The sequence below is a fragment of the Rhizobium sp. BT-226 genome, from assembly GCF_025847085.2.
Lineage (GTDB): Bacteria > Pseudomonadota > Alphaproteobacteria > Rhizobiales > Rhizobiaceae > Rhizobium > Rhizobium sophorae.
Window position 1 is genome coordinate 26,290 of record NZ_JAOYTI010000005.1, and the last position, 17,275, is coordinate 43,564.

Annotated in this window: 17 protein-coding genes; 10 read left to right on the plus strand and 7 right to left on the minus strand. The window is 61.9% G+C overall.

The window, feature by feature from the left end; genetic code table 11:
• Window positions 1-5 precede the first annotated feature (5 nt).
• The 7 genes from pcaF (at window position 6) to ligD (ending at window position 8,235) form a co-directional block, all read left to right on the plus strand.
• Window positions 6-1,211, plus strand: coding sequence for a 3-oxoadipyl-CoA thiolase (gene pcaF, locus OIU37_RS27175; protein ID WP_264259231.1), 1,206 nt, complete (start codon window positions 6-8; stop codon window positions 1,209-1,211).
• Window positions 1,212-1,286: 75 nt separating this feature from the next.
• Window positions 1,287-1,769, plus strand: a complete 483-nt coding sequence (locus tag OIU37_RS27180; RefSeq protein ID WP_180696952.1) for a GNAT family N-acetyltransferase — start codon at window positions 1,287-1,289, stop codon at window positions 1,767-1,769.
• A 134-nt stretch (window positions 1,770-1,903) separates the two neighbouring features.
• Window positions 1,904-3,118 (plus strand): MFS transporter, encoded by a 1,215-nt coding sequence (locus tag OIU37_RS27185; protein ID WP_264259232.1) that lies wholly within the window; start codon window positions 1,904-1,906, stop codon window positions 3,116-3,118.
• A gap of 179 nt (window positions 3,119-3,297) precedes the next feature.
• Entirely contained in the window at window positions 3,298-4,092 is a 795-nt protein-coding gene (locus OIU37_RS27190) for an SDR family NAD(P)-dependent oxidoreductase (protein WP_264259233.1), read from the plus strand.
• 95 nt (window positions 4,093-4,187) lie between these two features.
• The gene (gene glgX / locus OIU37_RS27195) at window positions 4,188-6,344 is read left to right on the plus strand and encodes a glycogen debranching protein GlgX (RefSeq protein WP_264259234.1); all 2,157 of its coding nucleotides are present in this window, start codon (window positions 4,188-4,190) and stop codon (window positions 6,342-6,344) included.
• An 8-nt stretch (window positions 6,345-6,352) separates the two neighbouring features.
• Window positions 6,353-7,360 carry a DNA topoisomerase IB gene (locus OIU37_RS27200; protein WP_264259235.1) on the plus strand — a complete coding sequence of 336 codons (1,008 nt, stop codon included), beginning with the start codon at window positions 6,353-6,355 and terminating at the stop codon, window positions 7,358-7,360.
• Window positions 7,357-8,235, plus strand: a complete 879-nt coding sequence (ligD, locus tag OIU37_RS27205; RefSeq protein ID WP_264259236.1) for a non-homologous end-joining DNA ligase — start codon at window positions 7,357-7,359, stop codon at window positions 8,233-8,235. The genes OIU37_RS27200 and ligD overlap by 4 nt, the downstream gene beginning before the upstream one ends.
• 71 nt (window positions 8,236-8,306) lie before the next feature.
• Here ligD and OIU37_RS27210 read toward each other — a convergent pair whose 3' ends face one another.
• From OIU37_RS27210 to OIU37_RS27220, 3 genes are read right to left on the minus strand one after another with little or no spacing between them, the layout of a single operon-like run.
• The gene (locus OIU37_RS27210; RefSeq protein WP_264259237.1) at window positions 8,307-9,038 is read right to left on the minus strand and encodes a glutathione S-transferase; all 732 of its coding nucleotides are present in this window, start codon (window positions 9,036-9,038) and stop codon (window positions 8,307-8,309) included.
• 5 nt (window positions 9,039-9,043) lie between these two features.
• Window positions 9,044-9,334 carry a DUF3175 domain-containing protein gene (locus OIU37_RS27215; RefSeq protein WP_171604763.1) on the minus strand — a complete coding sequence of 97 codons (291 nt, stop codon included), beginning with the start codon at window positions 9,332-9,334 and terminating at the stop codon, window positions 9,044-9,046.
• A 51-nt stretch (window positions 9,335-9,385) separates the two neighbouring features.
• A complete protein-coding gene (locus OIU37_RS27220) occupies window positions 9,386-9,700 on the minus strand; it encodes a hypothetical protein (RefSeq protein ID WP_017968330.1) in 315 nt (104 codons plus the stop codon).
• A gap of 161 nt (window positions 9,701-9,861) precedes the next feature.
• Between OIU37_RS27220 and OIU37_RS27225 the strand changes: the two genes are divergently transcribed.
• Window positions 9,862-10,239, plus strand: a complete 378-nt coding sequence (locus tag OIU37_RS27225) for a hypothetical protein (protein ID WP_264259238.1) — start codon at window positions 9,862-9,864, stop codon at window positions 10,237-10,239.
• Between the two features lie 31 nt (window positions 10,240-10,270).
• On the opposite strand, the gene OIU37_RS27230 is transcribed toward OIU37_RS27225, so the two are convergent.
• The 4 genes from OIU37_RS27230 to OIU37_RS27245 form a co-directional block, all read right to left on the minus strand.
• Complete coding sequence (locus tag OIU37_RS27230) at window positions 10,271-12,988, minus strand: response regulator (protein ID WP_180696962.1); 2,718 nt, start codon at window positions 12,986-12,988, stop codon at window positions 10,271-10,273.
• 174 nt (window positions 12,989-13,162) lie between these two features.
• Window positions 13,163-13,330, minus strand: coding sequence for a hypothetical protein (locus OIU37_RS27235; RefSeq protein ID WP_264259239.1), 168 nt, complete (start codon window positions 13,328-13,330; stop codon window positions 13,163-13,165).
• A gap of 316 nt (window positions 13,331-13,646) precedes the next feature.
• Complete coding sequence (locus OIU37_RS27240) at window positions 13,647-13,901, minus strand: DUF2934 domain-containing protein (RefSeq protein ID WP_171604767.1); 255 nt, start codon at window positions 13,899-13,901, stop codon at window positions 13,647-13,649.
• A gap of 142 nt (window positions 13,902-14,043) precedes the next feature.
• On the minus strand, window positions 14,044-14,685 hold the full coding sequence (locus OIU37_RS27245) for a UdgX family uracil-DNA binding protein (protein ID WP_264259240.1): 642 nt from the start codon (window positions 14,683-14,685) through the stop codon (window positions 14,044-14,046).
• 193 nt (window positions 14,686-14,878) lie between these two features.
• Between OIU37_RS27245 and OIU37_RS27250 the strand changes: the two genes are divergently transcribed.
• Together OIU37_RS27250 and OIU37_RS27255 are read left to right on the plus strand one after the other, a co-directional pair.
• Window positions 14,879-16,342: a phosphatidylserine/phosphatidylglycerophosphate/cardiolipin synthase family protein gene (locus OIU37_RS27250; RefSeq protein WP_264259426.1), complete on the plus strand. Its 1,464-nt coding sequence runs from the start codon at window positions 14,879-14,881 to the stop codon at window positions 16,340-16,342.
• 95 nt (window positions 16,343-16,437) lie between these two features.
• The gene (locus tag OIU37_RS27255) at window positions 16,438-17,253 is read left to right on the plus strand and encodes an endonuclease/exonuclease/phosphatase family protein (RefSeq protein WP_180696964.1); all 816 of its coding nucleotides are present in this window, start codon (window positions 16,438-16,440) and stop codon (window positions 17,251-17,253) included.
• Window positions 17,254-17,275: the final 22 nt, after the last annotated feature.

Below are 17,275 nucleotides of genomic sequence, written 5' to 3' on the forward strand. Positions count from 1 at the left end.
AAGCCATGACCGAAGCCTTTATCTGCGACTATGTCAGAACGCCGATCGGCCGCTTCGCCGGCTCGCTGTCCCAGGTGCGGGCCGACGATCTCGGTGCGATCCCGCTGAAGGCGCTGATGGAACGAAATGCCGCCGTTGATTGGGAAGCCGTCGACGATGTGATCTTCGGCTGCGCTAACCAGGCGGGTGAAGACAACCGCAATGTCGCGCGCATGTCGGCCCTGCTGGCCGGCCTGCCGATCGCGGTTCCCGGCACGACGATCAACCGGCTCTGCGGCTCCGGCATGGATGCGGTAATCACGGCGGCGCGCGCCATTCGTTCCGGCGAGGCCGAGCTGATGATCGCTGGTGGCGTCGAGAGCATGTCGCGCGCGCCCTTCGTCATGCCGAAGGCCGAGACTGCCTTTTCACGGGCGGCCGAAATCCACGACACGACGATCGGCTGGCGCTTCGTCAACCCGCTGATGAAGAAGCAGTATGGCGTCGATTCCATGCCGGAGACCGGTGAGAATGTCGCCGAGGACTATCATGTCAGCCGCGAGGATCAGGATGCGTTTGCCGTGCGAAGTCAGGCGAAGGCGGCTGCCGCCCAGGCAAACGGACGGCTGGCGAAGGAGATCACTCCGGTGGTGATCCCGCAGCGCAAGGGCGATGCTGTTGTCGTCGACAAGGACGAGCCTCCTCGCGCGACGACGATCGAAACGCTGGCCAAACTCGCGACCCCTTTCAAGAAGGAAGGTGGCACGGTGACGGCCGGCAATGCCTCCGGCGTCAACGACGGGGCGGCGGCGCTGATCGTCGCTTCCGAAGCGGCGGCGCGGAAATATGGCCTGACGCCGATCGCCCGCATCCTCGGCGGCGCGGCTGCCGCGGTTCCGCCAAGGGTGATGGGTGTAGGTCCGATCCCGGCCTCGCGCAAGCTGATGGCGCGGCTCGGCATGACTGCCGAGCAGTTCGACGTGATCGAACTCAACGAGGCCTTTGCCAGCCAGGGGCTGGCGGTGCTGCGCGCGCTGGGCATTGCCGATGATGACGCGCGGGTGAACCGCAATGGCGGCGCGATCGCACTCGGCCATCCGCTTGGCATGTCGGGCGCACGCATCACCGGCACGGCGGCCCTCGAGCTTCTGGAGACCGGCGGACAATACTCGCTGTCGACCATGTGCATCGGCGTCGGGCAGGGGATTGCAGTCGCGCTTGAAAGGGTCTGAGGGAGCGACGCTTCCAGCTTTTGCCGGAGGCTACCGTCCCGTTGCGCGGAGCGCGCGGTTTCGTTAGAGATCGGGATGCTGATCCGACCCGCAGACAAGAACGATCAAAGCGCCATCTGGAGGATCATCGGTCCGACGATTGGCGCCGGCGAAACCTATGCTCTCGATCGCGATCTGACCGAAGCCGATGCGCTCGCCTACTGGATGGGAGCGGACCGCGAGACCTTCGTCGCCGAAGAGGATGGCGTCATCCTCGGCACCTATTACATCAAGGCCAATCAGGCAGGCGGTGGCCGGCATGTCTGCAATTGCGGCTACATGACCGACGCCGCAGCGAGCGGCCGCGGCGTCGCGCGGCTGATGCATGAGCATTCCCTGGAGCACGCCCGCTTGCGCGGCTTTCGGGCGATGCAGTTCAATTTCGTCGTCAGCAGCAATGAACGCGCGGTTTTGCTGTGGCAATCTCTCGGCTTCGAGATCGTCGGCCGGCTTCCTGGTGTCTTCCTTCATCCGACGCAGGGCTATGTCGACGCATTGGTGATGTTTCGCACGCTTTAGCGACAACATCGTGCGGCGAAAAAAGATGTGAATGCGCTGTCGAATTCGCGGCGGTTCAAACGTCTTAAGATCGCGGGCGCGGATGCTTGCCGCATGCGTCGCGATCACTCTGTCGGCATGGAGGTTATGAAGCCATGGGTGTTTCCTATCGTTGGGTCATCGTTGCCGTCGGCGCTCTGATGTCATGCGTGGCAATCGGCGCGATGTTCTCGCTGGCGATTTTTCAGGAGCCGATCGCAACCGCGACCGGCTGGTCGCATGTCGGCATAGCGAGCGCGATGACGCTGAACTTCATCGTCATGGGCTTCGGCGGCTTCCTCTGGGGGGCGGCAAGCGACCGCTTCGGCCCGCGCGCGGTCGTGCTGATAGGCTCGGTGCTGCTCGGCCTGGCGCTGGTGCTGGCGAGCCGGGCAGAGACCCTGCTGCAATTCCAACTGACATACGGTGTCTTGGTCGGACTGGCCGCCAGCGCCTTCTTCGCGCCGATGATCGCGGCGACGACCGCCTGGTTCGACGAGCACCGCGGCCTTGCCGTGTCGCTGGTCTCCGCCGGCATGGGGGTCGCGCCGATGACGATCTCGCCCTTCGCGCGCTGGCTGATCTCCGCCTATGACTGGCGGCCGGCCATGTTGATCATCGGCATTGCTTCCTGGGTGCTGCTGGTGCCAGCTGCGCTGCTGGTCAGGCGTCCGCCTGCCGAGACCGCAGATGCCGACACCGGATTTGCCGCGGAAGGCGCCAGGCCGCAGCTGTCGAAAGTCTTCCGGTCGCCGCAATTCATCGTGCTCGGCCTGACCTTCTTTGCCTGCTGTGCGGCCCATTCAGGCCCAATCTTCCACATGGTGAACTATGCGACGATCTGCGGCATCGCACCGATGGCGGCGGTCAGCATCTACAGCGTTGAGGGTCTGGCGGGCCTCGGCGGCCGACTGCTCTATGGCAGCCTCGCCGACAGGATCGGCGTAAAGCCGGTGCTGGTCGCCGGCCTGCTGGTGCAGGCAGCCGCACTCGCGACCTATCTCCTCGTCAGCGAGCTTACCGAATTCTATGCGCTCGCCATCGTCTTCGGCAGCGCCTATGGGGGCGTGATGCCGCTTTATGCGCTGCTGGCGCGGGAATATTTCGGCCAGCGCATCATTGGTACCGTCTTGGGCGCAGCGACGATGCTTTCCAGCCTCGGCATGGCCTTCGGCCCACTGATCGGCGGCTGGATCTTCGACACTTTCGCCAATTATTCCTGGCTGTTCATCGGCTCCGCAATGGTCGGGCTGGGGGCTGCGGCAATAGCGTTGGCATTTCCGCCTCTCGCCCGCCAGAAACCACAGCCGGCCTTTGGCGTGGCTCCGTAACGAGACCCTTTTCGGTTCTTGCAGGCAACCTCAGGCGGCCATCGGTGACGATGGCCGCTTGCATGAGCGACGCAAATCTCCCGCTTTCGTGCATTGCCCTTCGTCGATTTCCCCTGATAAGACTTCTCCTATTCGTTTCATCACCTATGTCCTTGGTTTTTCGGGAGGCTATCGTCGCCATGGTCGAACTTGCGCAATCGCTCGCATCCATCAAGCTGCCGGACCTCGCCGGCAAGGCCGTGCTAATCACCGGCGCCTCGACCGGGATCGGTGCGGCACTCGCTCGCGCCTTTGCCGCGCAGGGGGCGAAGGTCGGCGTGCATTACAATGCCAGCCGCGAACCGGCGGAAAAACTTGCCGAAGAGATCCGGGCTGCCGGCGGCACGGTGCATCTGATCCAGGGCGACGTGTCGAGGGAAGGCGAGACCGAGCGTGTCGTCGAGGAGACGGCGAAGACCTTCGGTCACCTCGACGGGCTCATCAACAATGCCGGCGGCATGCTGGGGCGCAAGCCGACCTCGGAATATACCGACGCGCATTATTCCGCGGTCATGGACCTCAACGCCCGCTCGGTGCTGGCCGCCACGCGTGCGGCGCATCCCTGGCTGAAGAAGCAGGGTGGCTTCATTATCAACACCACCTCGATCGCCGCGCGCAATGGCGGCGGCAATGGTGCGATCCTCTATGCGGCGTCCAAGGGCTTCGTCTCGACGATCACCCGCGGTCACGCCAAGGAATTCGTCGCCGACAGGATTCGCGTCAACGCGGTGGCACCGGGTGTTATCGCGACGCCCTTTCACGAGCGTTATACCAATGACGAGCAGATGGAGCTGCAGCGCAGGTCGATCCCGATGGGCTTTGTCGGCACATCGGAAGATTGTGTCGGGGCCTATCTCTTTCTCGCCTCGCCGACGCTGTCGGGCTACATCACCGGCCAGATTATCGAGGTCAATGGCGGCCAGTTGATGCCTTAATCTCCGCCTCCTCAAAAGATCTTCCCTTGCAAGGCAAGGGAACTTTCGCGCCGGCGTTACGTTTCCCGCATGGTCTTTTTATCGAGCGGGGCGCCATGAGCTATTCATTTTCAGAACTCGACTTCCTCAAGCCGGAGCTCGGGGCGGAATATACGGGTTCGGGCACCCATTTCGCGGTATTCTCAGCGCATGCAGAACAGATTGAGCTCTGCCTCTTCTCGCCGGATGGCAAGAAGGAGGTCGCGCGGTTGCCGCTGCCGAAGCGCGAAGGCGACATCTGGTCGGGCTATATTGCCGGCGTCGGACCGGGCACTGTCTACGGCTATCGCGCCCACGGTCCCTATGACCCGCAAGCCGGCCATCGCTTCAATCCGAACAAGCTCCTGCTCGACCCCTATGCCAAACAGGTGACGGGCGAGCTCAAATGGGATGACGCGCTGTTCGGTTATCAGATCGGCGAAGACGACCTTTCCTTCGACGAGCGCGACAGCGCGCCATTCATGGTCAAGGGCGTGGTGCAGGATCCGGACTTCGATTGGGCGGGTGAAGAGGCGATCCGCCGTCCCTGGCCCGACACCATCATCTACGAGGCGCATGTGCGCGGCCTGACGATGACCCATCCGAAGGTGCCAGACCGGCTGCGCGGCACCTTTCTCGGCATGTGCAGCGATCCGATCATCGACCATCTCGTCAAGCTCGGCATCTCGGCGATCGAGCTCTTGCCGATCCAGTATTTCCTCGACGATCGCTATCTCCTGGAAAACAACCTCAGCAATTACTGGGGCTACCAGACGCTCGGCTTCTTTGCGCCGCAATCTCGTTACATGTCCGGCGACAAGATCACCGAAATCAAGACCATGGTGAAGAAGTTCCATGCCGCAGGCATCGAAGTCATTATGGATGTCGTCTACAATCACACCGCTGAAGGCAGCGAGAAAGGCCCGACGCTCTCCTTCCGCGGGCTCGACAATGCCAGCTATTATACCCTCTCACCCGACGATCCTCGCCACACCTTCGATACAACAGGGACCGGTAACACCCTGAATGCCGCCAATCCTATGGTGATGCGTATGGTCCTCGACAGCCTGCGCTATTGGGTCGGCGTCATGCATATCGACGGCTTCCGCTTCGACCTTGCCAGCACGCTCGGCCGCCAGGATATGGAATTCGACCGGCAGGGACTCTTCTTCGGCGCCATCCGCCAGGATCCGATCCTCGCCGGTGTCAAGCTGATCGCCGAGCCCTGGGACGTCGGCGATGGCGGCTATCAGGTTGGCGGCTTTCCGCATCCTTTCCGTGAGTGGAACGACAAGTTTCGTGACGACGTGCGCCGCTTTTGGAAGGGCGACGGCGGTATGGTGTCGGAGATTTCGCAGCGCATCACCGGCTCGGCGATACAGTTCAACCACTCGGATCGCGGCGCGACATCATCCATCAATCTGCTGTCGGCCCATGACGGCTTCACGCTGATGGACACCGTTTCCTTCAACGACAAGCACAATGACGCGAACGGCGAGGAAAATAGGGACGGACATTCGGACAATCATTCGGACAATATGGGTGCCGAAGGAGTGACTGATAACGAAGACATCAATAGGCTTCGGGCGCGGCGGCGCCGCAACATGATGGCGACGCTGATGCTCTCCCAGGGCGTTCCGATGATCCTTGCCGGCGATGAGGTGGGCAACAGCCAGGGCGGCAACAATAACGCTTATTGCCAGGATAACGAGATCGGCTGGACGGATTGGGCGGGGCTCGACGATACCTTCCTCGATTTCTGTCGGCAGGCCGTCGCCTTCCGCAAGGCCCATCCCGTCTTGCGGCAGGAGCGGTTCCTGACCGGCGAGACCGCCGAGGACGGCCGCATAGAGATCGCCTGGTACAAGCCGGACGGCAATTTCATGGACGATGGGGCCTGGAACGACGACGGATTGCAGGTGCTAGGGGTCTATGTCTCGAGGAGTGTGAATGCACCAGACACCGAGACGATGGACGACCTCTTCCTCATCTTCAATGCCGGCGGCGATTGCGAGGTTCACCTGCCTGTCGTGAATGGGCTGAAACAGTGGTCGAGAATTCTCGACACGGGGACGGAGACGGGTGCCTTCGAGGTGCACGAGCCGGAGAATCCGGTCATCGTCTATGCCCAAAGCGTGGCGGTCTTTGCACCGAAGGGACAGACCGAGCCGCCGAAGGACGCGACAAAAGCCGAGCGCCGCCGCTGGTTCCAATTCGGTCGCAGGAGCAAGTAGCATAGAACATGAATGCCGAAGCCATCACCCAACTTGGTCTCATCTATGTCAGCGATACCGAACCAGGCATCCGCAGGCGAAGGAAGGGCAAGGGCTTCAGCTATGTGATGCCGGATGGCCGGACGCTCGCCGATGAATTGCAGCGGGCGCGCATCGGCGCGCTCGGCCTGCCACCGGCCTATGAGAATGTCTGGATCTGCCTCTACGACAACGGCCACCTACAGGCGACGGGCTTCGATGCGCGCGGACGCAAGCAGTATCGCTACCACAAGGAATGGCAATCCTTCCGCAGTGCCGGGAAATTCCATCAGCTGATCGAATTTGGCCGGGCGCTGCCGAGGATACGCCGCACCGTGCTGCGCCATCTCGACACCGGCGCGGAGGATGTCAACGGCGTGCTGGCCGCTCTGACAACGCTGCTCGACGAGGCGCATTTGCGCGTCGGTAACCAGGCCTATGTCCGGGAGAACGGCACCTATGGCGCGACGACGCTGCTCAAGCGCCACCTGAAGATCGTCGACGGACAGATCGAGCTGAAATTCCGCGCCAAGGGTGGCAAGCGCGTCCAGCGCAGCCTCAAACATCCCCGGCTGCAGAAGATCCTGGAGGAAATTGCCGACCTGCCCGGTCGCCAGCTCTTCGTCTGGAAGGATGAAAGCGGGGCGCTGAAGCCGATCGATTCCGGCCGGTTGAACGCCTATCTCGCCGAGATATCGGGCATTCCCATTTCGGCGAAGACCTTCCGCACCTGGGCCGGCTCGCTGGCGGCCTTCGGGGCGGCGCGCGAGGCGATTACCGGCGGCGGCCGGCCGACGGTCAAGCAGATGTCGGAAGCCGCGGCAGAGACACTGCACAATACACCGGCGATCTCGCGTTCGAGCTATATTCATCCGGCGATCATCGCGCTCGCCGGCAACGATCATCCGCTGATCGAGAGCGGCAACGAGCCGCTGCGGGGCTTGCGGGCCGAGGAAAACAGGCTACTTGATTTCCTGACACGCGAGATCGAAGAATGAGCCCCAGAAATCCGCCGACATCGGACGTGTCTTTGACGCATCCCGACCGGCTCTACTGGCCGGATGAGGGCGTGACCAAGCGGGCGCTGGCGGATTATTACGCAGCGGTCTGGCCATTCATGGCGCCCTATGTCGTCAATCGGCCGCTGGCATTGCTGCGACTGCCGGACGGGATAAAAAGCTACCAGCGGTTTTTCCAGAAACATGCCTGGAAGGGCATGAATCCGCATATCGAGGAGATCGCCGATCCGCAGGATGCGGACGGCGAAAACTTGTTGCGCATCGGCGATTTCAACGGTCTCGTGGCGCTGGTGCAGTCGGCCGTGCTCGAAATTCATCCCTGGGGTGCCACGACCGACGATTGGGAAAGACCCGACATGATCACCATGGACCTCGATCCCGGCGAGGACGTGGCCTGGAGCGCTGTGATTTCAGCAGCGCTTGAATTGAAGACGCGGCTGGAAGCCCATGGCCTGGCCGCCTTCGTCAAGACCTCGGGCGGCAAGGGGCTGCATGTGGTCACGCCGCTTGCGCCGAAGGCCGGCTGGGCGGAGGTGAAGGATTTCGCCCATTCACTGGCCGAAAGCATGTCGGCAGACGCGCCGGAGAAATATCTGGCAACCGCGACGAAGGCAAAACGCGGTGGGCATATCTACATCGACTATCTCCGCAACGGCCGCGGCAACACGGCCGTCGCGGCCTATTCGACGCGGGCGCGATCGGGTGCGCCGGTTTCGATGCCGCTGGATTGGTCGGAATTGAACGAGGTGAGCGGTCCCGCCGCTTTCACGCTCGGAAACGTGCCGCAACGGTTGGAGACTCAGCCGAGAGACCCGTGGGGGAATTTCTTCGATGCGGCGGTGCCGCTCGAATAAACGGCTCTATCCTTTTGCTTTTACGCAATTCCGGACGGAACCGCTTCTCGCTTTTCCTGAAATTGCTCGTCTTAGCTCGCACCGTCCAGCTCAGGATAATGCCTGAAGATCCCCTCCTCGTTGAAGGCGAGGCGGCGGGGGGAAGCGAGATAGCGGGCAATGTTAGGCCGCTTAGCCACTGCGTCATGCAGAGCCAAGAGGCCGGGATATTCCGCCTTGCGCTTCGCCATGGCTTTCGGAAAGGCATAGGTCAGGCCCTCGATCACCTGGAAGAGCGAGAGGTCGACATAGGTGAGCGCATCGCCGACCATATGATTGGCGCCTTTCGGGTTCTGCCGCAGCACCCGTTCGAAATAGCCGAGGAATTTCGGGATGCGGTCGCGGATGAAAGCGGCCGCGCGGGCTTTTGCTTCTAGCTTCTGGTCCTCGTAATAGAGCGACATGTCGATCGGGTGGTGCGTATCGTGCACTTCGGCGACGAAATCGGTGACGGTCAGCTGCAGGCCGTTGACGACGTGGCGAAGGCCTTCGTCTTCAGGCGCAAGGCCGAGCTTCGGACCGAGGTAAAATAATATGTTGGCGACATGGGGGATGATGAGGTCGCCATCCTTCAGGAAGGGCGGCGCGAAAGGAATGTGCGGTTCGCTTTCGCTCTCCATGATGTCGATCATGGCGCCGGTACCACGCCCACGGCCGGACTGGCGGGTGATATCGATATAGTCGGCGCCGGCTTCTTCCAGCGCCAACCGCACGAATTCGCCGCGGCCTTGAATGCCGTCCCAATAATAAAGTTCGTATGCCATCGCTCTCAATCCTTCGGTTGACGGCCGAAGTCTTTTCGCAATTCGTCCTTGGCTTTTTCAAGGGTGCCGCGCCGCTTTTTCGTCAGCTGGTCGCCGGCGCGGTTGATGTAGAAGGTCAGCATCGACATGGCGGCGCGATAAGGGCTAGACTTGCGGCGATCGCTCTCCTCGGCGGAGTGCTTGACGGAGCGGGCAATCTTCTTCGGATCGTCCGATTTGAACACGCCTTCCTTCAAGTCCATTGCATCGCTGTGTTCGGTGACGTCCTGCGACCATTGCTTCTTCGATTTGGCCATGGGTCAAACTCCCTGTGCGGCTGGTGGAAGCCCCGCTTGCCGCATCTGCCGTTAATGGTGGCTGTGGTGTTCGTTGCGCTTGCGCGTCGCAGCGGCCTTCTTCGCGGAAGCGGATCGTTCCTCCTTCGAGCGTGCGGCGGATGCCGCGCCGCCGATGCGGCCGCCTTTTTCGGAAGATTCATGCGTATCCTTCTTGCCGCGGCCGGAACCGGATTTGTTGCCGCCGCCGCTTTCCTTGTTGACCGTCGCCCAGGCACGGCGTTCGGCTTCCTTCTCGGAGACGCCGCGATCCTCGTAGCCCTCCTCGATGTGCTCGGCCTTGCGCTTCTGCTTGTCGGTATAGTCGGATTTGTCACCTTTCGGCATCTCGGCCTCCTCTGGTTTGCAAAGGAATTGAACCGGCACGGCGCCCAAAAGTTCCGGCCGCGGTCGTGGTCCGCAAGGCCCAGATTCGGACAAAAGCCGATTTTCCCAGGTTTCGAATGGGAGAAGCTTACATGAGCTGCACATAAGAAGGAGCCGAGAACATGAAAAAACACATCATCAAAGCCGATGGAAACGGCGCGATCGACGTGAACGGCCAGGTATCGCCGGTCACCTATACAGTCAGCCTCAAGCAAGGGAAGGGACGTTCCTACGAGGTCGACATTCGTCTGATGGCGCCGCGTGACTGGCTGTTGCAGCGGGGCTTCGAGCGGGATGCCGTGCTGGTCAGTCAGAGCGGTGCGCGCGTTCCCGTCTACCACGATGGCGTCAGCCATCATGGTGGCGGCAATCATCACGATGATAGCCGTCTCCATCCTGCCGACACGATCTCGATCGAACTGACGGCGCGCGACGACAGCTGCACCAGCGAGGTGGATCTGATGCGCAAATATCCCGAGTTCGACGGCGCCGACGCGTAAAGCAGAGGTTGCAGCAAAGAAACAGAGATGCCTAGGCGCCAGGCCGCTGCCGGACGGCGTTCTTGACCGCCTGGTCGAGCGCCGTGCTGCTGAAAGGTTTCGACAGCAGCACCGAACCGGGGAGACGGTTTGCATCCGGCAGGCTGCTATTGCCGGTGGCAAAGACCAGGCCGACCGACGGAAAGGCCTCGCGGGCCTTGGCGGCAAAGACCTGACCCGACATGCCGGGCAGGCCGACATCGGCGACGATGATGTCGACGATGGTGTGTCCGAGGATTTCCACGCCCCTTTCGCCGCTATCAGCTTCGATGACGTCATAGCCAAGATCCTGCAGAATCTCGGCAGTATCCATGCGGATGAAGGCGTCGTCTTCCACAAGCAGCAGCTTCAGCTTTTCGCGGGCGATCTCGGGGTGTTTGGCAGGGGCCACTGCGGCATCGCTCGCCCCTTGGCGGCGTTGCGTCCGGTTGGCAAGCACGTGGCGGATTTTGCGGGCGAGTTCCTCGCGCGTATAGGGCTTGGAGAGCAGTTCGAGGCCGGGATCGAGCCGGCCGCCATGGACGATCGAATTTTCGGTATAGCCCGATGTATAGAGCACGGCGATATCAGGCAGACGCTCGCGCGCCATGCGCGCAAGCTCCGGGCTCCGCAACGGCCCTGGCATGACGACATCGGTAAAGAGCAGGTCGATATGGGCGCCGCTTTCGATCACGGTGAGCGCGCTTTGCGCATCCTTGGCCTTCAACACGTAGTAGCCGAGATCCGACAGCATCTCGACAACGGTGGCGCGCACGCCCTCGTCGTCCTCGGCGACAAGAATGGTTTCCGTGCCCCCGGCGGCCGGCACGTTGTCGGCGGCCGTGACGCGATCCTCGCTTCGGAACGAGCGGGTCAGGTAGAGCTTGACGGTCGTGCCTTCGCCGATCTCGCTGTAGATCTTCACGTGGCCGCCGGATTGCTTGACGAAGCCATAGACCATCGACAGGCCGAGACCGGTGCCCTTGCCTTCCGGTTTCGTCGAGAAGAAGGGCTCGAAGGCCTGCTCCATCACCTCCTGTGTCATGCCGGCGCCGGTATCGGTCACGGCGAGCACGACATATTGCCCGGCGGTGACTTCAGGATGGGTGCGGCTGTAGGAATCGTCGAGGAAGGCGTTGCCGACCTCGATCGTCAGCTTGCCGGCGCCATCCATCGCGTCGCGGGAGTTGATCGCCAGGTTGAGCAGTGCGTTTTCGATCTGGATCGGATCGGCGAAGGTGTTCCAGAGGCCGCCGGAGACCATGGTCTCGACTTCGATCTCCTCGCCGAGCGCGCGGCGCAGCATGTCGTCCATGCCGGTGACGAGACGGCCGATGTTGATGACCTTCGGTTCCAGCGGCTGGCGGCGGCCGAAGGCGAGCAACTGGCTTGCCAGCCGCGAGCCGCGTTCGACGGCGGCAAGCGCGTTGGAAATGCGTTCCTTACCCCGGCCGCTATCTGCCACGTCCTTGCCGAGAAGCTGCAGATTGCCTGAGATCACCTGCAGCAGATTGTTGAAGTCATGGGCAACGCCGCCGGTAAGCTTGCCGATCGATTCCATCTTCTGCGACTGCTGGAGTGCTGCTTCGGCCTGCTGGCGTTCGGCAATCTCGGCCGCGACGCGGACCTCGAGCATTTCATTGAGTTTCCGCAACTGATCTTCCATGTCGCGGCGCTGGTCGATTTCGACTTTGGCGGCACGGAAGAGCCGGATATTGTCGATCGCGACGGCCGATTGGCCGGCGAGGCTGACGAGGCTCGCCTCGGCCGCTTGGGAAAAACGGCCGGGCTGGCCGTGACCGAAGAACAAGCCGCCGATGACGCTGCCGTCGCGGGATTTCACCGGTACGGCAAGATAGCTCCTGACCGGAAGATGCCCCTTCGGCATGCCTGCATGCGGCGCATTCTGCCCGTAGCGCGGGTCGAGCAGGATGTCGTCGGAGCGCACGATACCTTCGCCGTTGAAGGTCGGCGCGAAGACCTTGGTATTGCGCGGCATCGGGAATTTCTCGAAGTTCCTCCGATCGACACCGGAGAGCGCATAGAGCATGTAGCTGCCGCCCTCACCATCATCGACATTGTAGAAGAAGGCGCCGAATTCCGCGCCGGTCAGCGTCACGCCGGCATCGACGACAATCTGGGTGAGGCGTTCGACACTGGGCTCGACGGTGATCGTGGCCCCCGCCCGGTTGACGACCGCAAGCGCCTCCGATTTTGCACGCAGTTCTTCCAGTGCGATCTGTTCGCCGCGCTTGGCCGACACCTGGTCGGTGACATCAAGGGCCGCACAGAGGATGCCGGCGACCCTGCCGTCATCGTCGCGCAGGGGGGTGTATGAGAAGGTGAACCAGGTGTCCTCGGTGCGGCCGTCGCGGCGCATCGGGATGAGCAGCTCTTTGAAGAGCTGCGCACTGCCTTCCAGCGTGCTGGCGATGATCGGTGAGAATTGTTCCCAGATGTCCGCCCAAACCTCACGGAAGGGTCGTCCGAGGGCATCGGGATGCCGTTCGGGGAAAATCGGCACATAGGCGTCATTATAGAGAAAAGCGAGATCCGGGCCCCAGGCAACGAATTTGGCCTGGCGCGAATTCAACACCATTTCGGCGATATGCTTGAGAGACGCGGGCCAGCTTTCGACCGGACCGAGGCCGACGGCGTGGAAAGCCGGATGCCGTATCAATTCGCCGATTTCGCCGCCGCCTCTCGGCCAGCCGTTCCCGACGCTTCCCATTCAAAATCGCTTCCTTGTCGTCCGCCGCACCGGTGTGATCGGTCGTCTCGGGCTTCAGCCCTTCCAAACCGTCAACATAGAGGCTTGCGATAGGAGGGAAAGGGCGCGGTCGAAATATCCTTAACTGCCGGGCGTTCAACACTTTAGCAGTCTGCGGAGAGCGCCTGCGGACTGTTATTTTCGATAGAGTTTCTGCGATGCGGCAAAGGCGATGTAGACGGAGACCAGCTGCACCGGCGCGCGCGGATCGCGGAAGACCAGCCCGACGAGATTGTCGACGACAAGGATGAACCCGAGCGCGAGACCGAGGTAGAGCAGGGCGGCGATGAGCAGGAGCGACATCTCCATCTCTCACACGATCGCAGTCGAAGCGCGTTTGCCGGTAAAAAGGAGGATTTCGGTGTGACCGTCGTTCATGGCAACTTTCCCGTTCGGCCATAAACAGTCATCGTATCCTCTTGTTCCCCGTTACCGGGGCAAGGCTCAATTTTTTTTGGAAGCCTCAAAGCTTGCAGTGTCATCCGGCCTCTGTTCACCCCCGCATGGAAGCCCACCCCTGCAATTCAATATCGCACGACCAATTCAGGCATATGACAACAAAGGACCAAGGGCGTCGAGACGACGCCCTTTTTAATCGAGATGCGCAGTATTCTAGTGTTCAGGACGCGGTCTTGCGGCTCGCGGTCCGCTTCGGCGCCGGCGTGACCACGCCATTCGTCTTGGCGCCCGTCGCAGTGCGCTTCGCCTTGGGCTTGACCTCTTTGCCGTCGGAAGACGCAGCCGAGCCCTCAAGCGCGTCGCGCTCGTGTCGTGCCTGTTCCCAATGGATGGAATCTCGCCCTGTCGGATAACCCTCTTCTTCCCAGAGGGTATATGCACGTTTTTTGATCCACTCTTCCCGAGTTTCTGCCATCGCTGATCTCCAGTCACATGATGCCGTCGTTCGAACGCGATACTCTTCGGATGGTTCCAGAGGAGCGGAACTCTTTCAAGCGAAATCGCGCCGCAACCGGAAATATTTCGCATCGCAGCATATTAGGGTTGAGAATCGGCCTTCACTGGGACCGATACGCCGCCGCCTTGTGCAGATCTGACACGAAATCCCGGCGCTGCCGGCGCTGGTCCGCCTCGTCGCGAATGCGCAAGAGATAGGAGGGGTGGATGGTGACCAGGACAGGCGGACGGTTTGCCGGATAGAGGATGTGGCCGCGCTCCGGCGTCAGCTTCACCTTCGGCCCGAGCAGCGCATAAAGCGCGCTTGCGCCGAGCGTCACGACGAGCTTCGGCTGCAAGATGCTGAGCTCTGCACCGAGCCACCAGGCGCAACACCTGATCTCACCGGCATTCGGTTTTGCATGCAGCCGCCGTTTGCCGCGCTGCGTGAACTTGAAGTGTTTGACGGCATTGGTGACATAACAGCGCTGGCGGTCGAGACCGGCTTCTTCCAGGCAGCGATCGAGCAGGCGGCCGGCGGGACCGACAAAAGGTCTGCCGCTCACATCCTCCTGATCGCCCGGCTGCTCGCCGACAAGGACGATCTCGGCTTTGACAGGGCCTTCGCCGAAGACGATTTGAGTGGCATTCCTGTAGAGATCACAACGGGTGCAGCCTTCGGCCTGATGCCGGAGTTCGCCAATGCTTGTCGCGTTCGCGACTTCGCGCGCCAAGGCGGGACCGACGTTTGCGGCTATGGTCATGCTGGCGGTCTCATCTCCCCGGGATCAATCGATCTGTGCCGGCATTGTTCCCGTTCGGGAATGTGCGGGCCCATTCCGGAGCTTTTCGCCATCGATCCCCGAGCCGGCAAAATGACCACGGTGAAAAATTTCGCGTCATGAGAGAAGGGCGGCGCGATTGAACGCCTCCGTTTCCCGGCTATATTCGCCAGCGATGTTCTATCTCCTGTCGACCTACTGGCCGCATATCCTCTTTGTCGTTTCTGTCGCCATGGGGGCGGCCGCGGCGATCCATGCCGCCATGACCAAGGAGGAGGTGCGTGCCGCGATCGGCTGGGTCGGCGTCATCATTCTGTCTCCGATCATCGGCGCGGTGCTCTATGCAATTGCCGGCATCAATCGCATCCGTCGCAAATCGTTGAGCGTGCGGCGCGACGCACTGCTGCTTGCGGCCGAATTCGACGAATTGGAGACCTTCGACGCCGAGGCCGAGACGGTGATCAGCCAGTTCGGCCGCCGCTTTGCCGCGCTGCAGACGCTGGGCGACCGCGTGACGCGCAATCCGCTGACATCAGGCAATACGATCGACATGCTGGAGACCGGCGACGAGGCCTATGCGGCGATGAAGACCGCCATCGACGAGGCGACGCGCAGCATCCTGCTCGAAACCTATATCTTCGACCGCGATGCGGTCGGCCTTCGCATCGCCGATGCGCTGATCGCGGCGGTCAGGCGTGGTGTGGAGGTCCGGGTGCTGATCGATGCGGTCGGTGCACGCTATTCGGTGCCGAGCATTCTTGGCCATCTAAAGGAAGGTGGCGTCACGGTCGCTGTCTTCAACGGCAATGTCATCATGGGCTTGCGGCTGCCCTATGCCAATCTGCGCACCCACCGCAAGATCCTGATCGTCGACGGGAAAATTGCGCTGACGGGCGGGATGAACATCAGGGCGGGCTTCAGCGAGGAGGCGACGGGCGAGAGCTTTGCCCACGACACGCATTTCAGCGTCACCGGCCCTGTCGTGGCCGACCTTTTCGACCTCGCCGCCGAAGACTGGCGCTTCTCCACCCAGGAGTTATTGAACGACGAGCCCTGGCGCATCGAACCGCCGCAGCGCAGCCCCGGCGATCCCATCTTGATGCGCGTCGTCGCGTCCGGCCCGGACCGCAGCGTCGAGACCAACCATAAAATGCTGATGGGCGCCTTTTCCGTGGCGCGCCAATCGATCCGCATCATGTCGCCCTATTTCCTGCCGGACCGCGAACTCATCAGCGCCCTGGTGACGGCGGCGCGGCGCGGCGTCGAAGTCGATATCGTCGTGCCCGCGGTCAATAACCTCGTTCTGGTCGACCGGGCGATGACGGCGCAATTCGATCAGATCCTCAAGAACTACTGCCGCATCTGGCGCTCCACCGGCAGCTTCAGTCATTCGAAGCTGCTGACGATCGACGGCACCTGGGCCTATGTCGGCTCCTCCAATCTCGACCCCCGTTCTCTGCGGCTGAATTTCGAGGTCGATCTCGAAGTGCTGAACGAGGGCTTTGCCGCCGAGATCGACGAGCACATCGAGGAAACCTTGAAAACGGCAACGCCGGTGACGCTCGAGAGCCTGCGCGCGCGACCCTTCCCGGTACGGCTGCTCGAGAAGGTGCTATGGCTGGGTTCGCCCTATCTCTGAAGGATTTTTTGTGATCGGACATGGCAAGTTCCGCTCGGCCGCCTATACTGCGGAGTGAGTAGCCTTTTCGATCAACGGAACAAGTGCGCCTTCCGATGCACGGCAGAAAAGACAACCTTCCCGCCAGCATTCTCGCCTCGATCAGGAGCAGGAAAAAGCGGCTCGACGCAGCCCATACGGAGGCAAGGCCGCGCAGGGCGGGAACGCTGATCGCCTCCTACAATGTGCACAAATGCGTCGGCACGGACCGCCGCTTCGATCCGGAGCGCACCAGCCGGGTGATCCATGAAATCGGCGCCGATGTGATCGCGCTCCAGGAGGCCGACACACGCTTCGGCGAGCGCACCGGCATTCTCGATCTCGGCCGGCTGGAACGAGAGACGGGGTTGATCCCGGTGCCAGTTGCCGGCATGGCGAAGGCGCATGGCTGGCACGGCAATGTCGTGCTCTTCAAGAAGGGGCTGGTGCATGACGTGCATCAGGTCAAACTGCCGGGGCTGGAGCCGCGCGGCGCGCTCGTTGCCGAGATCGAACTCGAGAAGGGCGGGGTGCTGCGCATCATCGCCGCGCATTTCGGCCTGCTGCGCCACAACAGGGCCCAGCAGGCCCGCACGCTGGTCGAACTGATCAACAACCGGCACGAGATGCCGACCATCCTGCTCGGCGACCTCAACGAATGGCGGCTCGGCGACCGTTCTTCGCTCAACACCTTCCAATCGGCCTTCGGACCGCTGCCGCCCGCCGTACCGAGCTTTCCCGCCGGCCTGCCGCTTCTGGCGCTCGACCGGATCATCGCCAACCGCAAGGGGATCATCTCGGAGGTGGAAGCGCATGATACGCCGCTGGCGCGCATCGCCTCCGACCACCTGCCGATCAAGGCGCTGATCGATCTGGAACCGGTGCCGGGCTGATGTCATGGCGACAGTCGGTGCT

Bases quoted from the DNA above. Each gene is read 5' to 3' on its own strand.
- OIU37_RS27225 (WP_264259238.1), top strand. From the start codon at position 9,862: ATGAAAAAACACATCATCAAAGCCGATGGAAACGGCGCGATCGACGTG.
- OIU37_RS27220 (WP_017968330.1), bottom strand. From the start codon at position 9,700: ATGCCGAAAGGTGACAAATCCGACTATACCGACAAGCAGAAGCGCAAG.
- OIU37_RS27230 (WP_180696962.1), bottom strand. From the start codon at position 12,988: ATGGGAAGCGTCGGGAACGGCTGGCCGAGAGGCGGCGGCGAAATCGGC.
- OIU37_RS27235 (WP_264259239.1), bottom strand. From the start codon at position 13,330: ATGTCGCTCCTGCTCATCGCCGCCCTGCTCTACCTCGGTCTCGCGCTC.
- OIU37_RS27240 (WP_171604767.1), bottom strand. From the start codon at position 13,901: ATGGCAGAAACTCGGGAAGAGTGGATCAAAAAACGTGCATATACCCTC.
- ligD (WP_264259236.1), top strand. From the start codon at position 7,357: ATGAGCCCCAGAAATCCGCCGACATCGGACGTGTCTTTGACGCATCCC.
- OIU37_RS27180 (WP_180696952.1), top strand. From the start codon at position 1,287: ATGCTGATCCGACCCGCAGACAAGAACGATCAAAGCGCCATCTGGAGG.
- OIU37_RS27215 (WP_171604763.1), bottom strand. From the start codon at position 9,334: ATGGCCAAATCGAAGAAGCAATGGTCGCAGGACGTCACCGAACACAGC.
- OIU37_RS27200 (WP_264259235.1), top strand. From the start codon at position 6,353: ATGAATGCCGAAGCCATCACCCAACTTGGTCTCATCTATGTCAGCGAT.
- OIU37_RS27245 (WP_264259240.1), bottom strand. From the start codon at position 14,685: ATGACCATAGCCGCAAACGTCGGTCCCGCCTTGGCGCGCGAAGTCGCG.
- glgX (WP_264259234.1), top strand. From the start codon at position 4,188: ATGAGCTATTCATTTTCAGAACTCGACTTCCTCAAGCCGGAGCTCGGG.
- OIU37_RS27210 (WP_264259237.1), bottom strand. From the start codon at position 9,038: ATGGCATACGAACTTTATTATTGGGACGGCATTCAAGGCCGCGGCGAA.
- OIU37_RS27190 (WP_264259233.1), top strand. From the start codon at position 3,298: ATGGTCGAACTTGCGCAATCGCTCGCATCCATCAAGCTGCCGGACCTC.
- OIU37_RS27250 (WP_264259426.1), top strand. From the start codon at position 14,879: ATGTTCTATCTCCTGTCGACCTACTGGCCGCATATCCTCTTTGTCGTT.
- pcaF (WP_264259231.1), top strand. From the start codon at position 6: ATGACCGAAGCCTTTATCTGCGACTATGTCAGAACGCCGATCGGCCGC.
- OIU37_RS27255 (WP_180696964.1), top strand. From the start codon at position 16,438: ATGCACGGCAGAAAAGACAACCTTCCCGCCAGCATTCTCGCCTCGATC.
- OIU37_RS27185 (WP_264259232.1), top strand. From the start codon at position 1,904: ATGGGTGTTTCCTATCGTTGGGTCATCGTTGCCGTCGGCGCTCTGATG.